Below are 17,963 nucleotides of genomic sequence, written 5' to 3' on the forward strand. Positions count from 1 at the left end.
TCGTGGCCGAGGCATTGACCGAGTTGTTGATGATGATGGGGGGTCCTTGGTAGCCGCCCTGGTGCCCCTCGTACGGACCTGAGGGGTGCTGCGGGTGTTGTTGTTGCGAGTGCACTGTCTTCCTCACCGGTCAGGTAGCGGCTGAAATCGATGCCGCTCCCGGCATAACTGCCATCGCGGCGATACGACACGCCGAGGTGGCCGTGCGCGTGAAACGGCTTCGGCGCCTCGGAGGGATCGCCAGCCGGCTCTGGAATCACCGTGAGGGTGGTGACGTCTGCCTGTTGGGGCCGTTGAATGTGTCCATGCCAGCCGACGAATTGGGTGGTCCCGGCTCGGGCCACGTCGAGATCGCCGGCCGACTTCGACTCCAGCGACTTGTTGATCGAGGAGATCGTCGACGCTGTCAGGGCTGGCGACGATACGACGCCGTGTCGAAGCCATCCGACTCGGGCCCGCCGGTTCCGGTTGGCCGTCGATGGACCAGGCGGGCGTTGGGGGCTCCGATCTGAGTGAGGGGCTGGAGGATGTTGCCCACGCCCTGGATGACGCTGTCCCCGCTGGTGACGTGGTAGCTGTTGAGCGAATCGTCGATGTTGATGTGGCGCGTGCCGGTAAGGAGGTACTGTTCGTCGCTGGCGTGCGCGGTGCCGGACAGGGTGAGTACGGCCCCGGCAAGAGTGAGGACGGCGAGCGTGTTGTTCATGCCGGCCAAACGATCATCGACGCGCCGGAGTCACGAGTACGTGGGTGCGGGGCGGTTGCGGGTTGGGGTCGTGGACTGCCACCTCGATACCGTCCGCGCGGGCGGTGAGCTGGAGGCCATAGGTACCGCCGCCGTGACGTAGGGCGTTACTGACGAGCTCCGAGACGACCATGAGGACGGTGTCGCCGGCCTCGACCGTGGTCGCAGAAACGAGACCGCGAAGAAAGTCACGGGCACAGTGACGTGCGCAAGCGGACGTTGTGGGTCGGTCGCGGCGGTGACGCGCTTCGTGCTCATCAAGATCACCCTGGTTTCCGGATCGTCACCGCGCGCGTTCGTGTCGGCGAGGCGCCCTTTTCCGCAGCCTGAGCCGGCCCACGGCCAACGCGACTGTAGGAGTCCGATGGCGCCGACGTGGACTGGCTGAACTCCCCACGTCGGCGCGTCCCATCCAGCAGTGGCCGGACGGGATGGCACGCGTGCGATCAAGGAATGATCTGTGGAACAACAAGTACTGGTCCTGCCGGACGAGGGTGACGGCGTGCGGGTGATCGCGTGCGTCGGTGAGTTCGATCAGGACACCCTGGGATCCTTCCGGCAGGCTGGGAACCCGGCTGTGGCCGACCCGGCCGTCCGGCGGATTGTCCTGGACGTCAGCCGGCTCACCTTCGCCGACTCCTCGATGCTCAACGAGATGCTGCGCCTGCTGCGTTCCGGCCGCCTGGTCCTGGCTGGCCCGCTTCCGCCCGGCCTGCGGCGAGTCCTCGAACTCACCCAGGCCGGACCGCTGTTCCCTGTCGCCGACAGCGTGGAAGTGGCCCGCACCCTGTAGGGCGACACGACCATCAGGTCGAACGGGCCATCGACTGCCCACGGGGCGCTCCCGGCACACGATCGGCATGTGGGACGTCGCGTGCGGGTCAGGCGGCCGGTGGGGGGTCGAGGGTGAAGAGGGTGAGGGCGCCGGCGCGGTGCAGAAGCCGTACGAGTTGGGGGTTGGGTGCCCGCAGTCGCAGGGTGCGGCCGTGGGAGAGGGCGGCGAGTTGGGCGTGCAGGAGGATGTTCAGGCCTGTGGAGTCACAAAACATGAGCTCGCTGACGTCGACCGTGATCTCCGCGGGGTTGTCGGGGTCGGTGATCGCACGCCGCAGGGCCGCGTCGAGTTCGGCGGCGCGCCCGGTGTCCAGGTCCAGTTCGCCGCGGACGCGGACCAGGTCCGGCCGGGCATCCCTGGGTTCGGGGCGCTGTGATGGTTGGTCGTGGTCGGTCATGGTTCCCCCGTGGCTGCTGCGTTCCTGCGCCGACGGTATCGGTCTCGGAGGTGTCCGAACCCGCCACCGGGTCAACCCGGGGTGCCCCCGCCTTGGCGCTGTGGGCCACGGCGAACGCCGGTGAATAGACGTGCCCGCGAGCATCTGGTGCGGCGGGCAGGGGGTGGTGCTGGTGAACGGCGCCCGGTTCGGGTTCATTGCCGTGTCGGGGACGGCGGATACGTGGTGGCTGCTGCGGATCACCGGCACGTCCCGCCTACCGGGTCCGCCTCCTCGCCGCCCGGGAAGCCGGCGGCGTCGAGGACGAGGCGGATCCCACAGGGGTGAGGGGCCGGGGCCTCTTCCGTCCGGGTGGATGCGACTCCCTCCTCCAGCGCGGCAGCAGGCGGTCTCAACGCGATGTCGGTGGGATAGTGGCCGCTGGAGGCGCACTCCAGGGCGGCTCCCAGCTCCGTGGGGCTGTCGGCTGCTGCGCGGGTCGGTACCTGTCGCACGTTGCCGGCCACCAACCCGGACGTCAGCCCCACTCCCACGCCCGACTTCGGGGCGTCCGTGGAGAACGGCGGACCCTCGTCTTTCTCCAGCGGTCTCCGGCGGGCGGCTATCGGGCGAGGAGGGCGCTGACGGTTTTGCCGCCGGACGGCCGGCAGGTGACGGTGGTGGCCTGAGCGGGGCGGTTGACCATGGGCCAGCCGAATCCTCCGGTCCCGCCATTCAGGTCCGGGGTGCGCATGCGCGGCGCCTGCGGACTGCTGTCGTGTACGGCCACCTCGATGCCGTCGGGATACGCGGTCAGGCTCATGGTGGCGGTGCCGCCGCCGTGACGCAGCGCGTTGGTGACGAGCTCCGACACGACCAGGACCACGGTCTCGGCGACCTCGGCCGCGATGACCGGCAGGAGGTCTTCGAGGAAGCGGCGGGCGCTCTCGCGGGCGCCGGCGATGGATGTCACGGGACGAGCGGGGGCGACGGTGACGCTCATCGTGTCCATCAGCTCACCTCATCCCTGATCGTCGCCGCTCTGTCCTGTTCGTGCGGTTCTTGTGCCCCGGCCTGCGTGGGTTACCCCGGCGATGACCGACTTGCCTGCCCGGCCGTCGCGACGATCGTCCGAGGTGGGTTACCTCGCTGCCGAGCGCCCGGAAATCTATGCCAGCTGGATTAGACATTGGCCGATGGTGTGGTTATGGTTTCTCTCGTAACCCAGAAGGACCGCAGGGCCTGGCAGAGACGAACTGGCAGGCAGCAGTACCCGTAAGTGCAGTGCGCAGGGCGGTGCGGTGGTGGAGTTTCGAAGCCAAGCTTGTTGCAGGTCGGCGACGGGACTGACGACCGGACCGGGTGGCCCGCGGTGATCAGGGGCCACCACAAGCAGTACCGCAGTAGCAGCACCCAGCAGTACACGCAGTTCGCAGTATCAGCAGTGAAGTGAGTGGTACCTCGGTAAGGGTGTCGATGGTGGACGCTCGCGCCGGGAGGTTCGGCGGTGGGGTTCTAAGCCAGAGCAGATGCAGGACGGGCAACGGGGCTGGCTGCCGAAGACGTGGCGCTTGGACAGGCCACGAGCAGTACACGCAGTACGCAGTTTCAGCAGTATGTAGTTCCTATTTGGTATGTAGTTGATCCCGAGGGATGAACGGAGGAATTGGCGCCATCAGGATCGCCCGGGCGCAGTGACAGGGTCCGGGTACCGCAGGACATCGTTTGTGAGGTGGTCTCCGGTCAAGCAACCGCGATCCCCGTACACCCGACGTTATTGAGGTCGGGTCGGCGGAAACAAGTAGGCCGGTGCAGTATCAGGGCCGGTAGATGGTGTAGCAGTTCCTTCGGGGCCCCGGTGCCATAGGCACCGGGGCCCCTCCACGCGTTTCACAGAGAGGTGTAATGACGGCAGAAACCCCGACCGGTCCGTTGGGCGGTCACCTGGACGACGACGACTATCCCGCCTACACGATGGGCCGGGCCGCCGCCATGCTCGGCACCACCCAGGGCTTCCTCCGCGCCATCGGGGACGCCCGCCTGATCACCCCGCTGCGCTCGGAGGGCGGGCACCGCCGCTACTCCCGGTACCAGTTGCGGATCGCGGCCCGCGCCCGGGAACTCGTCGACCAGGGCACGCCGATCGAGTCGGCTTGCCGCATCGTCATCCTCGAGGACCAGCTCGAAGAAGCGCAACGCCTCAACGCCGAATACCGGAACGCCGCCGGTTCGGCGAACCCGCCCGCCGCGACCTGATTCGGTACGCGCCCGCCGGCACGTGCGGTTCCCCGGCGGGCTCTCCGTGGGGTGTGGCGTATGAGTCGTTTCGCGTGGTGACGGAGGGTGCCGGCGTGTAGCGTCGGGCTCAAGCTGTCGTGGTTCGGAAGTTCCCTTTGCCCACGCCTTCGGTGTGGGTGTTTTGCTGTGCTGTGCCGCAGGAACCAGGACGATCACCTCCGTCTTCCGCACCGAGCGGGAGACGTCAATCGACTGGAAGGCATGGATATGGCTACGGGAACTGTGAAGTGGTTCAACGCGGAGAAGGGCTTCGGTTTCATCGCCCAGGACGGCGGCGGCCCGGACGTGTTCGCCCACTACTCGGCGATCAACTCCTCGGGCTTTCGTGAGCTCCAGGAGGGCCAGGTCGTGATGTTCGACGTCACCCAGGGCCAGAAGGGCCCCCAGGCCGAGAACATCAACCCGGCCTGACCTTCCCCTACCGGCCCGCGGGCACCGACGGCACTGCCCTTTCTGGGCGGCCTTTGGGGCTCGCCGAGCCGAACAGCGGAAGCCTGTCCGACGCCCCGGCGGGAGTGGACACGCAGGTGATGAGGGCCGCGCCCCAGGCGCGGCCCTCATCCGTGTCGAATGCGGTCACCGCGCCGATCAGACGCTTTTCGTAGGGCGCCGTGTCGTGCCGCCCATCAGCAGTGGCCATGTGCGGGCGTTCTGGCAGCAGTCGTCATCTCGCGCGCGGCCCTGGATCGTGCGGCTGCCTGGGAATGAGGCAAGACGATGCGGGCCGATACGGGCCGCTGTGCGGGTCGCCGAGGCCGTGTACCTGGCGGTTCGCGGATGTCCCCCGGCTCGGTGAGGCTCTTCCGGGCCCGGACCTTGGCCGATGTCCAGCACGACGGCATGGCACGTGATCAGCAGGTCCTTTCCCGCTCGGCGGTGACCTGTCGCAGGTCGAGCCCGGACGCCGTCCACGAGGTCAGAGCAGGCCAGGCGATGCGCAGGTCGTGGCGGATGCGCCGGAAGGCGGCCGGAGCGTGCCGGAAGCAGCCGCGGCCGCGCAGCACCCGCACCCAGCGTGAAGTGGCCCGCAGACAAGGGCGCGGGCACGGTCACATATGGTCCGGGTCCGCGCCTTCATCTCCCCGCTTCGTTCAGTCGACAGGGCCGCGCGGTACGGCGTGTCGGGGCTGTTGCCCACCAGCGTGGACAACAACTCGACCATCGTCGCGTTCACCGTGCGGTGCGCACAGGCCGTTGGGGTCCTCCCGCGCAAGGAGACATCGCCGGCCAAACTTGTAGTCCTTATCAGTCGGGCCGCCCGCCTCACGGCGGGAGGCCGCCTTCGGCTTGCTAAGGCTTGACCATGACACCTCGGCAGGCAAGGAGTGCCACCGGTGTGCGTCTCCAACAGGAAGCGGGAACCATGAAGAGTTCCAGTGTGCTCCGGACACTCGCCGTGACAGGCGTGTTGGTCGCTGCGACGGTCGGCGGGACGGGTTCGTCCTCGGCCACCGCGAACGGCGACATCATCTTCAGCGGATCGGCGCCAGGCACCTATAGCGAGTTCGTCGGATGCAAGGGCTGGGTCGATATGGGCCACGAAGTGGGCAGTGGTACCGCATATGCGAGAGGATCGTTCGTACTCGGTACGAGCACTCGCGGCACGGTGTGCAAAGGCTGGCTGGAACGCCGCACAAGCCCGAGCAATGCCTTCGAACAAGTTTCTGCCACCCACACGGCCAGCGACGTCACCGGCTGGTTCTACGATGGAGGCGGCTACCAGGCCCGCGTGTGTGTAGGCGATAAGCTCTACGCCAACTCGTACAGCTGTATCGGCTTTTGGTAGCAGCACACGGCGTGCGGATGACCGAAGCCCGCGTCGTGGGTCAGCTCCATCGGCATGCGGACGCGGAGCCCGGTCAATACGCAGTTCCCCGATGCACTCCTGGAGTGCATCGGGCAGGACCCGTGTCATGGGCAGGACCGGCGGGTGCTGAGCTTGCCGGTCGCCGATGGGGTAGACGGTCAGCCAGGCCGGCTGCCGTACACGCGCAGCAGGCTCATTGAGCTTCTTCAGCGTTGCCTCTCCAGGGTGAGGATGGCCTTGGCGATTGACGTGAGCTTGTTGGGGCTGACGCGGGCTCTGCGGAAGATCCGCCAGGCTTTGAGCCGTGCGAAGGCCCGTTCGACGGGTGAGCGGAGTCGGGCGTGTGCACGGTTGACGGCCTTCTCTTTGACGGTGAGCTCACGGTCTCGGCGCTTCTTGACGGGTGTGGCGAAGGTTCCGCCTGTACCCTGGTACGCCTTGTCCGCGAGGGCGGGGATCTTCAGCCGCTCACAGATGGTGACGATGTCGTGGGTGCGGGCTGCGGTGATGTCCGCGGTCCGTCCGGGCAGGGCTGGCGACTACCAGACGAGTTCGCCGACCGGATTGGTGACCGCCTGGATGTTCATGCCGTGCTTGCGGTGCTTGCCGGAGTAGTCGTCCTGGCTGTTGCCGACGCGGTCGCACTCGGTGAGCGTGCCGTCCACGAGCACGTACTCCGGACGTGCCTGCCGCAGCGCGCGGGTGAGCGAGGGAGCACGGGGGGCCAGGTGTGTGATCACGCTGTGTACATAGGCGTGGGCGGTGCTCTCGCTAATCCGGAACCCGGCCGCGATATGGGCCAGGGTGTCGTGCTTGCGCAGATATACGAGTGTGATCAAGGCCCGCTGAGAGGCCGGCAGCTTGCACCGGCGGTCACCCTCCCGGGTGACGATCAGCACCGTCAGCCACTCCACCAGGGCATGCGGAAGGTCCAATGCGGCAGGATAGGTAACCAACAAGGCTCCCTGGCTAACGAGTTGAGACGTGAGACATCTCGCTCAACCGTCCGGGAGCCTTGCCCGTTACGCGCCCTCGCCCGTCACCCGATCAGGAGCCAACTCGAAGAAGCTCACTGAGCCCAGCGCGGATGACAAGCCCATCAGCTCGCCCTCGCCCTCGCCAGCGTGGCGGCAGGCCGATCGCGATGCGGTCCGAGCGGCCGTGGGCCTGCCCCCGGAACCCAAGGGCAGCCAGAGGCAGGCCTTCCTCGACGGTCTCAACGCGATCGACAAGGACATCGTTCACGCCAAGGGTGACAAGGCCATCAGCTGCGGGCATCGACACCTGCGGCATGATCAAGGACCACCCGAAGGACTCGGTCAAGCAGACGGAGCAGACCAACAAGCGCTGGACCAGCCCGACCCATCCCGACGGCCACGGCCTGACCAAGGCCGCACGAATCCTGGCTGTCACCCACATGATTATCTGCCCCAGCTACTGACGGGGTGCATGGACGAGGAGTCGTGCGGCACTACGCTTGCCGCCGCGACGGAACGGGGCGGGCCGCTGGTTCGGCGGCTCGTGGGCAAGGCCGGTTTCAGACCCCGCCGGAACCGACCGTGCCCGTGATCCGCAGGGGTGCCGTGCCCGCGCCGACTGCGGCGCCGGTGGAGCGCCCGCCGGGCCTGGGCCCGATCGCGGCCTGGTCGACGGAGGTGCCTCTGCGCCGGGGTGCCTCACGAGCTGATCCGCTGGACCTCCCGGCGCAGCGACCAGATCGCCGCCTGCCTGGAAGAGCTGGAGCACGAGTACGTCACCGCCGTCGACGACGAAGGCGAGCTGAAGTTCCTGCCCGTGGTCTCCGAGCGGGCCCGCGCCAAGCTGAACCGGATCGCCGCCCGCAAGACCCGACCGCCCAAGCAGAAGACCCGGCCGCTCGCACAGCTGCGCGTCTGGTGGAAGACGAGCGCGATTCTGACCTCCGGGGTGGCTGTCGACGTCATCAACTCTCTCCTCGAGTACGCCCGCGCCGCGGCTGCCGCGATCCGGGCCCGGGTCGCGGCCGTGGTTGATGTTGCGCTGGCGGCCGTCGACGTCACCGCGACGGTGTTCGTGATGAACGACGGCGGACGCTTCCACCGCCGGCACCTGCTCGCCGAAGCGCGCCGCCACCTCGCCCTCGTCCTGCGCGGCCGCCGCCGCGAACCCGGCCTGGACGAGATGATCGTGGCCACCGCCATCTCCACGTACTGCCTGGACATCAGCGAGCCGAAGACCGTGATCGGCCTGCTGTCGGACTACCGCCTCTACACCGCCCGGTGGTCCCTGTCCGACCTCCCCGACCGCCGCCACACACCCACCCCCGTGCCCGACCCGGACCGGCAGCCCCCGGCCGATTCCGGCGATTCGGCTGCGCCCCGGGCATGGGGCCAGGACGCGGGGGAGTGGGAGATCCCCCGTATCCCGCTGCAGTACGAGCGCGCTGTCCTCGCCGGTGCGGTGGTGCGGGACAAGCTGCGGACCACCGCCACTGTCACCGCCGTGCGGGGCCGGGCGTTCGACGTCCTCGCGCACCAGCAGGCGGCGATGCCCGAGCAGCTGCTCGCGGCCGCGGCTGCCGACCCCGACGACGAGGACCAGGACGAGGACCAGGAGCCGGAGGTCGGACGCGGCGGGGCGATCGACATGACGGCGTTACGGGCCCTCCGGGAGTCCCGCACCGACGTCGAAGCCCTCGACCTCACTGCCGAGCGGCTGCGCCACCTCCAGGACGCGTTCACCAAGGCGGCCGGCGACTCCCGCACCCGCGCGACCCGCTACGCCCAACAGGACGACGCCGCCGCGGTGCGTCCGGTGCGTCGGGACGATCAGCAGGCGCACCGCCCGCCAGAGCCCGGACCACTGCCTGGACGCCTCGGGGCCGAGCAGCGAAGGACGGCCGCCGTCTCCAACGGAAGCGGCGGCCGGCGGGCGGCACCAGCCCTGACCCAGAGTCGCGCTGACGTTGATCGCCGGGCCGGGCCCGGCGGGATCAGGCGAAGGCCAGGCGATTCAGCTCGGTGATGGTCTGGCTGCGGCCGTCGGAGGGCTCCTGCCGCGCGATCGAGGCGCACCGCCCAGCCGCACCGTCGTCCCGGGTGGATCCGGGTATCGCATACGCGGTGGAGCGGCAGAACGCCGTGATGCGTGAGCTCAGCCAGCGGTCGTTCCCCAATCAGAAGAAGCTCGCCGACGAGCAGCCGACGCCGATAGACAGCGCCATCCTCACGCGGCGCCGCGAATTCGCTGCCACCGAGACTGCTGCCCTGCACCGGGCGCGAGCCGAACGTTCAGGGCCCGGGCCGCGGTAACCCTTCCGCAGGGCGCTCCGCTCCGGTGCACGGCGTGACTGGCGGCGAGGACGCGTCGTGCATCAGCGTTGGCCGCCGCAGGATCACACCGGCCTGGCGCGCACCGGCGGCGGGGCGGGTCTTGAGCGGGTGGCCCGCCCCACCTGTTGTCATGCCGGAGGGACCAGCATCTGTTCGGTGCCGAGGCTGTTGGTGCGGGTGTCGCGGTACATGGTGGTTTCGCCGTCACTCCAGCGGATGACGAGGTCGTTGGTGAGGCTGTCGCCGGTGTAGTTGCCGGTGGTCATGACGACGCTGTGGGTCCAGGTCTTGTTGGGGCCGTGGACCGGTTGCTCGGAGCCGAGGCCGGCGGTGGTGGTGCCTACGTAGTTGTTGAGTGCGCCGCTTGTCCAGCGGACCATGAGGTCCCATTTCTGGTTGCCGGAGTACTGTCCGGCGGTCAGCAGGGTGGCGTCCTTCCACGCGCTGTTGGGGTCCTTGAGTTTGTATTCCTGGCCGAGGGTGCCGGCGCCGACGTTGGTGAAGAGACTGAGTTCGCCGTCGGACCAGCGGACCATGAGGTCGGTGACGTAGGTGGTGGCGTTGAAGCGGCCTGCGGCGATCTGGGTGGCGTGGCTCCAGACGGATCCGGAGGGGGCCATTTCAGTGATGCTGCCGAGGCCGTTGGATCCGATGTCGGCGTGGAGGGTCATGCGGCCGTCGTTCCAGCGGACCATGAGGTCGAACTGGTTCGAGCCGGTGAAATCGCCTGCCGTGATGGTCGCGGCTTCTTTCCATGCCGCGTTGGGTGCCTGGAGCTGGCGTTCGGGGCGGAAGCCGCCGATGCCGTCGCCGGGGTAGAGGGTGGCTTCACCGTCGGTCCAGATGACGAGCATGTCGCTGTGTCCGGTGTTGCTGAAGTCTCCGGAGGCGATCTGCTTGGCGTGCTTCCAGGTTTCTCCGCTGCCCGGGAGTGCTGGGCCGTCGTTCGGGGGCTGGTAGGGGTTGGGGCGTTTCACGTTGTCCGGGCCGATGCCGTTGGCGGCGTCGTTGTAGAGGTCCTGGGCGTCCTTGCCGAAGAGGGGCGCGTACGAGACCCAGTCGACGTTGGCGTCGTTGCCTCCGCCGTTGTATCCGCCGAGGTTGCCGATGACCTGTCCGCTGCGGGTCTTGGCGTCGTAGCCCTTGATCCAGGGGCTGCCGGAGACGCCTCCGTAGTAGCCGCCGCACTCCATCTGCATCTGCCGGAACCGGTGGAGCCGTTTGGTGCGAACGGTGCAGGTGATGGCCCTGTGGGTCGGGTTGTCCTTGAAGCTGCTGGGGTAGCCGACCACGGTCACTGTGTGGTCGTATCCCGATGCCTGGGTGAAGGTCAGTCCGCCGGTGACGTTCTCCACCAGGCCCTTTGCGCTCGGGCCGGCTGTGGCGAAGGCGATGTCGAGGTCGGACGTGGGGCCCTTGGTGTAGTTCTCGTACCGCGGGTCCAGGTAGACGTCGGTGATGGGAAAGATGCCCGAGGGCTGCGAGCCCGCGTCCAGGCCGTGGCGGTACTGCGGTACGAAGATGCGCTGCGTAGCGTTCTTGAGGCCGGTCCCGCAGTGACCTGCGGTGAGCACGAGGTTCTTTCCCTTGCTGCGTACGACGCTGCCGGTGCAGGAGGTGGCGGTGCCGTGGATGGGCTTGCCCTTGTAGAAGAACGTCCCGACCATGGGGAGTCCTTCGAAGTGGCTGGCGGTGGGGGTGTCTGCCGGTGGTGCGGCTGCGAGGCCTCGCGCCGCTTCGGAGGCTCTGCCGCGGTCGGCGTCGATCGGCTTTGCCCGGGCCATGCGCTCCGCGGTCCAGAACGCAAGCTCACCGGACAGGTCAGGACGGGAGGTCGCTGCCTGGTTGGTGGCGGAGCTGGGTGGGGGAGTGGCCGGCGGTGATTCCCGGGGACGGGGAGGAGTTGGGGTGGGGACGGGTGTTGACCGTTCGGGCCGACCGTGCGTCTTGGAGGGGAAGGGCGTGGGTGGGGCGGTCGGTGACGGTAAGGACTCAGCGGGTGTGGGACTGGGTCCGGCTGCGGCGGCCGGAGTCACGAACAGGGCAGCTGCGAGAGTGAGCGTGGTCGCAGTGATCCATCGGGTTCTTCTTCTCAAGGAAGGGCGCTTTCTGGGCGTACTGGTGACGCAGCGGGTTGCATTGGTGCGTCAGTTCGATAAGCAGGCAGGCTATTCAGGGACCTGAAAGATCGTCAACAGAGAATGAAAGGCATCAAATGGGGTTAATCCGAGTCAGCCGCAGCGCCGCAAGCATGGTGATCATCCTGTCGTCGGCAGGGACGGGCGCGGCGTCGGCCTTGCCGGCCACGGACGCGCCGAAGCCACTGCCGAGCGGGGCGTCGCTCTCCGTCCAGCCCGGTGACCGGGTGGCCGTGTCCACGCCGGCCCGGGTCTCCGCTGATGCCCGCAACGGCGTCCGGGTCACGTCCGGCGCGTTCGCCAAGGACGGCATGCTGAGGATGCAGAACACTGTCGTCACGGCCGTCGTGACCATCTCCTGTGCAGCGACTGCCGGTCCCCATGAGGTGTTCCTGAAGCCTCCGGCCGACGAGCAGGAGGAATCAGGTGGCAGCCGGCTGTGGGGAAGCGTGCAGGTGGCTGCGGCCGACGGGCAGGCGCGCGAGGAGTGTACCCGCCGTACGGCGCAGGCGCCGGAGGAGTCGCAGGAGGAGGACTGGGGCCGTGACGCGCCGTGGCCGCAGACGCCGTGGCATGTGCGAACCGTGCAGGCCGGAGCCCGGATCGCCGCTCAAGACAACACGCACACTGCGTATGACGGCCAGGTGAAGCTGACGTCTTCCGGCTTCACGGCCCCTGTGGTGATGCGTGGCGACAAGATGGCCACGGCCACAGCCGCGATCCGGTGCGATGCACAGCCAGGCCTCTACACCGTGGAGTGGAAAGAGGCTGGTAAGTCGCAGAAGGTCTGGGCCCGCTACCGGGTCACACAGGCCGCACCCGACTGCATGGACGCTGAAGCGCAACCCCAGGCAGGAGGCTCGGCGTCGCGAGCCCCGTGGCTGGCCGGGGGCGCAGGCACTCTGCTGGCCCTCACCCTTGGAACGTCACTGTGGCTACGACGCCGACGGGCGAAGTCCAGCTGAACTGCGGCACCCCAACCGGGTTGACTAGGACTACCCGCTCCCTGCGGCCTGGGCGGATGCATGATGCGACCGCCGCACGCAACGAAGGCATCGGGATCTGTTTCCAGCACTGTCCCGACGTCGAGGTCCTCCTCGACGACGGCTGTCTCGGGCTCCGACGTGATCACCCCCGGGCAGGCGGTCATCCCGCCCGGAAGGGCAACAAGATCAGCCCGCCCGAAGTCCTTGAGGCCCGTCGAAGAGCCCGTCACCGGAACTCTTCGAAGCGCATCACTGTCGAACACGCCCTCGTCGACCACAAACGCTGGAAGCAACTGACCCGCTGGCCCCACCGACGCGAGACCCTGCCCGCCACCTGTCAGGCCATCGCACGTCTCGTCTCCGGCCGCGCTGTGGAGACCTGAGAATCGGCCACGACCAGGAGAAACACGCCTCACCCGCTATCACGCACCAGCCCGTTAGTGGTTGTTGTCTTTCCGGTCGTGACCGCAGTGTCTCCGCTGGTCGGACGTGGGCGTGGTCATTCGGTGGGAGGGGTGGTCTGTCGGGTTGTCGCTCTCCGGGTCGCGGATGCCGTCGGTTTCTGGGTTGGTGGAACAGCGGGAGCTCACCGCTCGCCGTCGTGTGGAGGAGTTGCGGGAGGAAGCCGATCGCGTCCAGGCCGAGCTGGTGGTGGTCGAGCAGGGCTGGAAGGAGCGGGTCATTGCCCGCTCGACGGGTCGACGAGGTCTTGGCCCCGAGCGGTGATGGAGCTGCCGGGTCCGGGATGCCATCGAGGTCGTGCGGGATACCGATCCGCAGCCTGAATCGGCTATGGAAACAGCGAAACCGAAATCAGTGGTGCCGATGTGGCGCGCGGGGCGGCGCATGGTGCTCACCGCCGAAGTCTCGCAGTAGAACTGTGACGGGCCGTCTGCCGAGGGGTCTGCAGGAACCGCCCGAACTCAGCCGCACGGAGAGGGATTCACGTCACCAGACCGCTGTTTCTCGCCATTTCCTCCGGGTATCCCGACATGAGTATGGGCCACCGAGCGTAAGAAGTCGTTTCCATTTCAATCGAACTGGGGTGGAATTATCGATTCATGCTGTCACTTTGTGTGAACTGCTGGGTTGTTTTGCGCCAGACTGGCCGATGGCGACGGCAGTGTGGGCTGTCTGGAGCCATTAGGTTCGGCAGGCACATCTTTGAGTGCCTGTCAGCTCGCGTGAAGCAAAGGGTTCCGCGGCATGTCGCCCATGACTTGTTCACTGTGCTCGCCGGTTGATCACATGCAGAGCTGCGGGATACGTTCCACCTTGAGCACGCCCCGGCCAGACCAACCAGGTCGGTATATGGGGGCAATTAATGGGGAAGAAGTCCGCAGGGAGACCTTTCGGTTTCCACGCCAGTTTCGGTCACCCGGACGGGCTTCCTCCCCTTGCGATTGAACGCAAGGAGATTCTACATGAACCGCAATACTGTCCGTATAGCGACGGTTTCGGCCTTAGCCGCCCTCACCCTCGGCGCCGGCGCCAGCCTGGCACAGGCATCGGAGGCCCCCCAGGCGCGTCCGGCGGCCACCGTCCAGGCGACCCTGTCGGCGTCCGACGCCCGCGCCCTCCTCGCCAACCCGGCCGTCTCGGCCGAGCTGAAGGCCGAGGACGCGCAGACGTTGCGCGCGGTCGCCAACGGCACCGCCACCGAGGTCCAGGCCCGCGCCGCCATCGGTGGAGCCGTCAAGGCTCTGTTCAACCTGCTGAAGAAGTACGGCGGGAAGATCCTGAGCGGCGCGTACAACGCCGCCAAGGCCGGATGGGGCAAGTTCCGTTCGTACATGGACGGCCTGCCCTGGTACCACCCGGTGCGTATCGCCTGGGTCGCGGCCGGCGCCGAGATTCAGTACCAGCTGTACACCTACATCCGCAGCCTGGTCGTGTAGGGGAAGAGGTGGTGCCCCGGTACCGGGGCACCACCCGCCGCCGCGATAGGCCGGCGGCGTGTCGTCCAGCCCGGCTCGTTAGGAAGAATCTGATGGCCAGTACCGAAGTGTCTCCTGATCTGCGACATCTGTGGGCTTCTCCCGCTTACTTCATTACGGGGGCCTTCATCGCGTTCAACATCTTCGGCAACCGGGGTGTGGGCTGGGCCCTGATGGCTGCGGGTCTCCTCGGACCGCTCGGCGCCCTCGTCTGGGGTGCCTTCCGACGCGAACGGCCCGACTCGTTCGGGATCATCCCGGTCGGGGCACTGGTGCTGTTCACGGTGCTCTTCGGCATCGCCGAAGGTTTCCCCTGGTCCTGACCCGTGGTCAGGATCCCTGCACGTTAGGAACACACTGTGCCGCAAAGCGGTGTACTGGCCGAAGCTCAGGGCCTGCGGCGCTCGTTCGGCAGCAGAACGGTTCTCGATGACGTGTCTCTGACGCTGCACGCGGGCGAGGTGACCGGGTTCGTGGGCGCCAATGGCGCCGGCAAGACCACCACGATCCGGCTGATGCTGGGCCTCGCCCATGGCGAGGGCAGGGCACTCTTCCTTGGTCGTCCGCTGCACGCCTGGGGATCCCCCGGAAAGGTCGTGGGCGCGGTCCTCGGCGGAATTGCGGGCCACCCGAAGCATCGGGTCCGGTCGCATTTGCGGATGGTGGCCGCCGGGTGCGGCGCGTCCGACCAACGTGTCGACGAAATGCTGGAACGGGTGGGGCTCACCCAGGCCGCCCGGCTGAAACTCTCCCAGCTTTCTCTGGGAATGGCACAGCGCGTGGGAATCGCGCAGGCATTGCTCGGCGATCCGCCGGTGCTCATCCTCGACGAGCCCGCGAACGGCCTTGACCCGCACGCGATCCGCTGGCTGCGCGAGTTCCTTCGGGCCCAGGCAGCGGAGGGCAGGGCCATCATGGTGTCCAGCCATCTGCTGGGCGAGATGGAGCAGCTCGCGGACCGTGTGGCGGTGCTGTCGCATGGCCGCGTCGTGGCCGCCTCGCCGATCGCGGACCTGCTGTCCCGGGCCGGCGACCAGGCCGTGGTGACCGTACAGCACCGGACCTGCCACAGCTCGCACGCCTGGTGAAGGAGAGAGGCGGTCGGTTGGAACCGACCGGCGGGCCGAGCGCGCACATCACCGGCCTGGACCGGATCCAAGTCGCCATCCTGGCGGCGGAGGGCGGCGTGCCCCTGCACTGGCTGTCCCAGGAGATGCCCTCGCTGGAGGACTTCTACCTGTCCATCGCGGAAGAGGAGTTCAAGATCTCGTGACCGCGCCCCCGACACATATTCCGCCGACCGCCGACGTGCCCATGCCCCCGCCTTCTGGCACCCCGCGGATGACCCCGACCGACGAGGCGTTTCGCAACGCATGCCGGTATGAGTGGCGACACCTCACGGGCCTGCGCTCCACGTGGGTACTCCTCGGCGTAGTGGCAACCCTGAGCCTCCTGACCGGGCCCGGGCTCCTGTTCGACCTGGACAAGACGAGAACGATCAGCGCCGCGTCGATGGGCGACGTGCTGGCATGGGCGCCGATGGCGACTCAGCTCCCCCTGCTGTGCTTCTTCGTCCTGGTCCTCGGTACGGGCCCGGTCTCCACCGACCTGGTGCGCGGCGCGGCGCGCACGACGTGGCTGGCGGTCAACGGACGCCGGATAGCGTACGCGGCCAAGGGCACGGTCGGATTCCTGGTGGGCGCCGCAGTGGCGGCGGCCAGCGCGCTGGTGGGCGCGGTCTCGGCGGCTCTCGTCCTGGCCGTCTCTGGAGCACCGCAGCCGGCGTGGGGCGCGGTGCTGGTGCCTGTGCTGCGGTTTGTACTGTGGATGGGCTGCTGGGCACTGCTGTGCATGGCCCTGGTGGCACTGATGCGGAACAGGATCGTGCCGGTGCTGGTGCTCTGTATGTGGCCGTTGCTGGGCGAGCGGCTGGCGGGCCTGCTGCTGGGGTACGTCCCCGGACTGGATGGTGTGGCCGACTGGCTGCCCTTCGCGGCCGGCCGGGCGATGCTCACCGACGTTTCGGCGCTCGCAGGAGAGGACCGATCGTTCGCAGCAGGCATGGTGGGGTCGGACCTCTCGACCCCAGTGGCCCTGGTGGTCTTCCTGCTCTATACGGCGGCATTGACAGCGGCGGGCTACTGGGCGTACAGCCGCCGAGAGGCCACAACCGGCTGACGCCCACGCAATAGCGGGATGTGAATGAAGGACACCATGGTCTCCGTGTACGGAACTTCGCTGTCGACCACGGGAAGGCACTCGTATCGAAGTGCACCGGCCGACGGGCCTTGACCCCGGATTTTGAACACGTCTATGCGGCTTGGGTCAGGGTAGTTGCAGCTGGCTGGAGGTCGTTCTCGTAGGCGATCGGGGACCGGTGGCCGAGGCGGGAGTGCCGGCGGCGGGTGTTGTATCGGGTCAGCCAGCGGAACGCGTCGAGCCTGGCCTCGCGCTCGCTCGACCAGGCTTTGCGGCCTTTGAGCGTCTCCCTCTTGAAGGCGGCGTTGAAGCTTTCTGCGGCTGCGTTGTCGGCGCTGGATCCGATCGCGCCCATGCTCTGCCGGACCCCGGCTGACCTGCAGATTTCAGCGAAGGCCCTGCTCGAATATTGGGATCCGTGGTCCGTGTGCATGATCGCTCCGGCCAGGTTTCCACGGGTCCGCTCGGCTGCCGCCAGGGCGTCGATGACGAGCTCGGTTCGCATGTGATCGGCGATCGCCCACCCGGCCAGCCGGCGCGAGCACAAGTCGATGACGGTCGCGAGGTAGAGCGGCTTCGCGCCGCTGACCGGCAGGTATGTGATGTCGCCTACGTACTTTCTGTTCACCTCGGCCGCGGTGAAGTCACGGCCGATCAGGTCCGGCGCCTTCGACGCGGCCTGGTCCGCGACGGTGGTGCGGTGCCGGCGACGCAACCGGACTCCCTCGAGCCCTATGGTCCGCATGATCCTGGCGACCCGCTTGTGGTTGACCACCGGACCCTCCTCGTCGCGGAGTTCCGCGGTGATTCTGGGGGCTCCGTAGGGAGAAGCTCGAACGGGCCAGGCCGAGGATGTCGCAGAGCCGCTTCACGCCGTGACGGCGCTGGTGATCGTCAACGAACTGGTAGCGGTTCACCAGCGCGTCTCCGTCGCGAAATATCGGGCCGCCTTGCGGAGAATGTCCCGTTCTTCCTCCAGCTCACGGATCCTCTTGCGGGCGGCGGCCAGCTCCGCCTGAACGGCGTCGCCGGCGGCCTGCGAGGTGGCCGGCGGTGCGGAGTGGGCGACAGGTCGGCGGCCGTCGGCGGCCCGGATCCAGTTCCTCAGCGTCTCGGTGTTCACCCCGAGATCAGCGGCGACCGACTTGATCGTCGCTCCCGGCCTCGACCGGTACAACGCGACCGCGTCCGCCTTGAACTCGGCGGGGTAATGCTTCATCCCCACGGGGACTCCGTTCTCCCGGACCATCAAGATCCAAGTGTCTCCGGTGTCCAAAATCCAGGGTCAAGGCCCAATGCCGGGTAGTTAGCACATTTCCGCTGGTGGCAAG

At 67.7% G+C, this 17,963-nt stretch carries 20 protein-coding genes and 3 pseudogenes; 15 read left to right on the top strand and 8 right to left on the bottom strand.

The genetic code is table 11. The features are described 5' to 3' along the window. Positions 1 to 406 precede the first annotated feature (406 nt). Entirely contained in the window at positions 407 to 706 is a 300-nt protein-coding gene (locus OHA84_RS37010; RefSeq protein ID WP_266975885.1) for a hypothetical protein, read from the bottom strand. A gap of 499 nt (positions 707 to 1,205) precedes the next feature. Between OHA84_RS37010 and OHA84_RS37015 the strand changes: the two genes are divergently transcribed. Further along, complete coding sequence (locus tag OHA84_RS37015) at positions 1,206 to 1,538, top strand: STAS domain-containing protein (protein ID WP_266975883.1); 333 nt, start codon at positions 1,206 to 1,208, stop codon at positions 1,536 to 1,538. Between the two features lie 88 nt (positions 1,539 to 1,626). Here the strand turns inward: OHA84_RS37015 and OHA84_RS37020 are convergent, their stop codons facing one another. The 3 genes from OHA84_RS37020 to OHA84_RS37030 form a co-directional block, all read right to left on the bottom strand. Further along, complete coding sequence (locus tag OHA84_RS37020; RefSeq protein WP_266975881.1) at positions 1,627 to 1,977, bottom strand: STAS domain-containing protein; 351 nt, start codon at positions 1,975 to 1,977, stop codon at positions 1,627 to 1,629. A gap of 239 nt (positions 1,978 to 2,216) precedes the next feature. Beyond that, entirely contained in the window at positions 2,217 to 2,471 is a 255-nt protein-coding gene (locus OHA84_RS37025; protein WP_266975879.1) for a hypothetical protein, read from the bottom strand. A gap of 107 nt (positions 2,472 to 2,578) precedes the next feature. Next, positions 2,579 to 2,968, bottom strand: a complete 390-nt coding sequence (locus OHA84_RS37030) for an ATP-binding protein (protein ID WP_266975877.1) — start codon at positions 2,966 to 2,968, stop codon at positions 2,579 to 2,581. An 893-nt stretch (positions 2,969 to 3,861) separates the two neighbouring features. Between OHA84_RS37030 and OHA84_RS37035 the strand changes: the two genes are divergently transcribed. Together OHA84_RS37035 and OHA84_RS37040 are read left to right on the top strand one after the other, a co-directional pair. Next, positions 3,862 to 4,212, top strand: coding sequence for a MerR family transcriptional regulator (locus tag OHA84_RS37035; protein WP_266975875.1), 351 nt, complete (start codon positions 3,862 to 3,864; stop codon positions 4,210 to 4,212). 249 nt (positions 4,213 to 4,461) lie between these two features. Then, complete coding sequence (locus OHA84_RS37040; protein WP_266975873.1) at positions 4,462 to 4,665, top strand: cold-shock protein; 204 nt, start codon at positions 4,462 to 4,464, stop codon at positions 4,663 to 4,665. A 440-nt stretch (positions 4,666 to 5,105) separates the two neighbouring features. Here the strand turns inward: OHA84_RS37040 and OHA84_RS37045 are convergent, their stop codons facing one another. Further along, the gene (locus tag OHA84_RS37045) at positions 5,106 to 5,258 is read right to left on the bottom strand and encodes a hypothetical protein (protein ID WP_266975871.1); all 153 of its coding nucleotides are present in this window, start codon (positions 5,256 to 5,258) and stop codon (positions 5,106 to 5,108) included. A 359-nt stretch (positions 5,259 to 5,617) separates the two neighbouring features. Here OHA84_RS37045 and OHA84_RS37050 point away from each other — a divergent pair, with 359 nt between their 5' ends. Continuing rightward, positions 5,618 to 6,040 carry a hypothetical protein gene (locus OHA84_RS37050; RefSeq protein ID WP_266975869.1) on the top strand — a complete coding sequence of 141 codons (423 nt, stop codon included), beginning with the start codon at positions 5,618 to 5,620 and terminating at the stop codon, positions 6,038 to 6,040. Positions 6,041 to 6,267: 227 nt separating this feature from the next. Here the strand turns inward: OHA84_RS37050 and OHA84_RS37055 are convergent. After that, positions 6,268 to 7,017: pseudogene (locus OHA84_RS37055) on the bottom strand (transposase family protein). A 335-nt stretch (positions 7,018 to 7,352) separates the two neighbouring features. On the opposite strand from OHA84_RS37055, the gene OHA84_RS37060 reads away from it, so the two are divergent. The 3 genes from OHA84_RS37060 to OHA84_RS37070 all read left to right on the top strand — a co-directional run bounded on the left by OHA84_RS37060 (position 7,353) and on the right by OHA84_RS37070 (position 9,351). Further along, positions 7,353 to 7,502, top strand: coding sequence for a hypothetical protein (locus OHA84_RS37060; protein WP_371591279.1), 150 nt, complete (start codon positions 7,353 to 7,355; stop codon positions 7,500 to 7,502). 230 nt (positions 7,503 to 7,732) lie between these two features. Continuing rightward, positions 7,733 to 9,064, top strand: coding sequence for a hypothetical protein (locus OHA84_RS37065; protein WP_266975865.1), 1,332 nt, complete (start codon positions 7,733 to 7,735; stop codon positions 9,062 to 9,064). Further along, a complete protein-coding gene (locus OHA84_RS37070) occupies positions 9,061 to 9,351 on the top strand; it encodes a hypothetical protein (protein ID WP_266975863.1) in 291 nt (96 codons plus the stop codon). The genes OHA84_RS37065 and OHA84_RS37070 overlap by 4 nt, the downstream gene beginning before the upstream one ends. A gap of 149 nt (positions 9,352 to 9,500) precedes the next feature. Here OHA84_RS37070 and OHA84_RS37075 read toward each other — a convergent pair whose 3' ends face one another. Next, on the bottom strand, positions 9,501 to 11,039 hold the full coding sequence (locus tag OHA84_RS37075; protein ID WP_266975861.1) for a serine protease: 1,539 nt from the start codon (positions 11,037 to 11,039) through the stop codon (positions 9,501 to 9,503). A gap of 584 nt (positions 11,040 to 11,623) precedes the next feature. Between OHA84_RS37075 and OHA84_RS37080 the strand changes: the two genes are divergently transcribed. From OHA84_RS37080 to OHA84_RS37115, 8 genes and pseudogenes are all read left to right on the top strand, one after another. After that, on the top strand, positions 11,624 to 12,475 hold the full coding sequence (locus OHA84_RS37080; protein WP_266975859.1) for a hypothetical protein: 852 nt from the start codon (positions 11,624 to 11,626) through the stop codon (positions 12,473 to 12,475). Between the two features lie 32 nt (positions 12,476 to 12,507). Beyond that, positions 12,508 to 12,879: pseudogene (locus OHA84_RS37085) on the top strand (IS5/IS1182 family transposase); the annotation flags it as partial. Positions 12,880 to 13,066: 187 nt separating this feature from the next. Next, positions 13,067 to 13,222: a hypothetical protein gene (locus tag OHA84_RS37090; protein WP_266975857.1), complete on the top strand. Its 156-nt coding sequence runs from the start codon at positions 13,067 to 13,069 to the stop codon at positions 13,220 to 13,222. A 698-nt stretch (positions 13,223 to 13,920) separates the two neighbouring features. Next, positions 13,921 to 14,394 (top strand): hypothetical protein, encoded by a 474-nt coding sequence (locus OHA84_RS37095; protein WP_266975855.1) that lies wholly within the window; start codon positions 13,921 to 13,923, stop codon positions 14,392 to 14,394. A gap of 92 nt (positions 14,395 to 14,486) precedes the next feature. Then, positions 14,487 to 14,756 (top strand): hypothetical protein, encoded by a 270-nt coding sequence (locus OHA84_RS37100; RefSeq protein ID WP_266975853.1) that lies wholly within the window; start codon positions 14,487 to 14,489, stop codon positions 14,754 to 14,756. Between the two features lie 36 nt (positions 14,757 to 14,792). Further along, positions 14,793 to 15,521 (top strand): ABC transporter ATP-binding protein, encoded by a 729-nt coding sequence (locus OHA84_RS37105; protein ID WP_266975851.1) that lies wholly within the window; start codon positions 14,793 to 14,795, stop codon positions 15,519 to 15,521. A gap of 17 nt (positions 15,522 to 15,538) precedes the next feature. After that, positions 15,539 to 15,706 (top strand): hypothetical protein, encoded by a 168-nt coding sequence (locus tag OHA84_RS37110; protein ID WP_266975849.1) that lies wholly within the window; start codon positions 15,539 to 15,541, stop codon positions 15,704 to 15,706. Positions 15,707 to 15,867: 161 nt separating this feature from the next. Then, a complete protein-coding gene (locus tag OHA84_RS37115) occupies positions 15,868 to 16,611 on the top strand; it encodes a hypothetical protein (RefSeq protein WP_266975847.1) in 744 nt (247 codons plus the stop codon). A gap of 133 nt (positions 16,612 to 16,744) precedes the next feature. Here OHA84_RS37115 and OHA84_RS37120 read toward each other — a convergent pair. Then, a pseudogene (locus tag OHA84_RS37120) lies at positions 16,745 to 17,857 on the bottom strand (IS3 family transposase). Positions 17,858 to 17,963: the final 106 nt, after the last annotated feature.

Source organism: Streptomyces sp. NBC_00513 (genome assembly GCF_041431415.1).
In the GTDB taxonomy this organism is placed as follows: Bacteria; Actinomycetota; Actinomycetes; order Streptomycetales; family Streptomycetaceae; genus Streptomyces.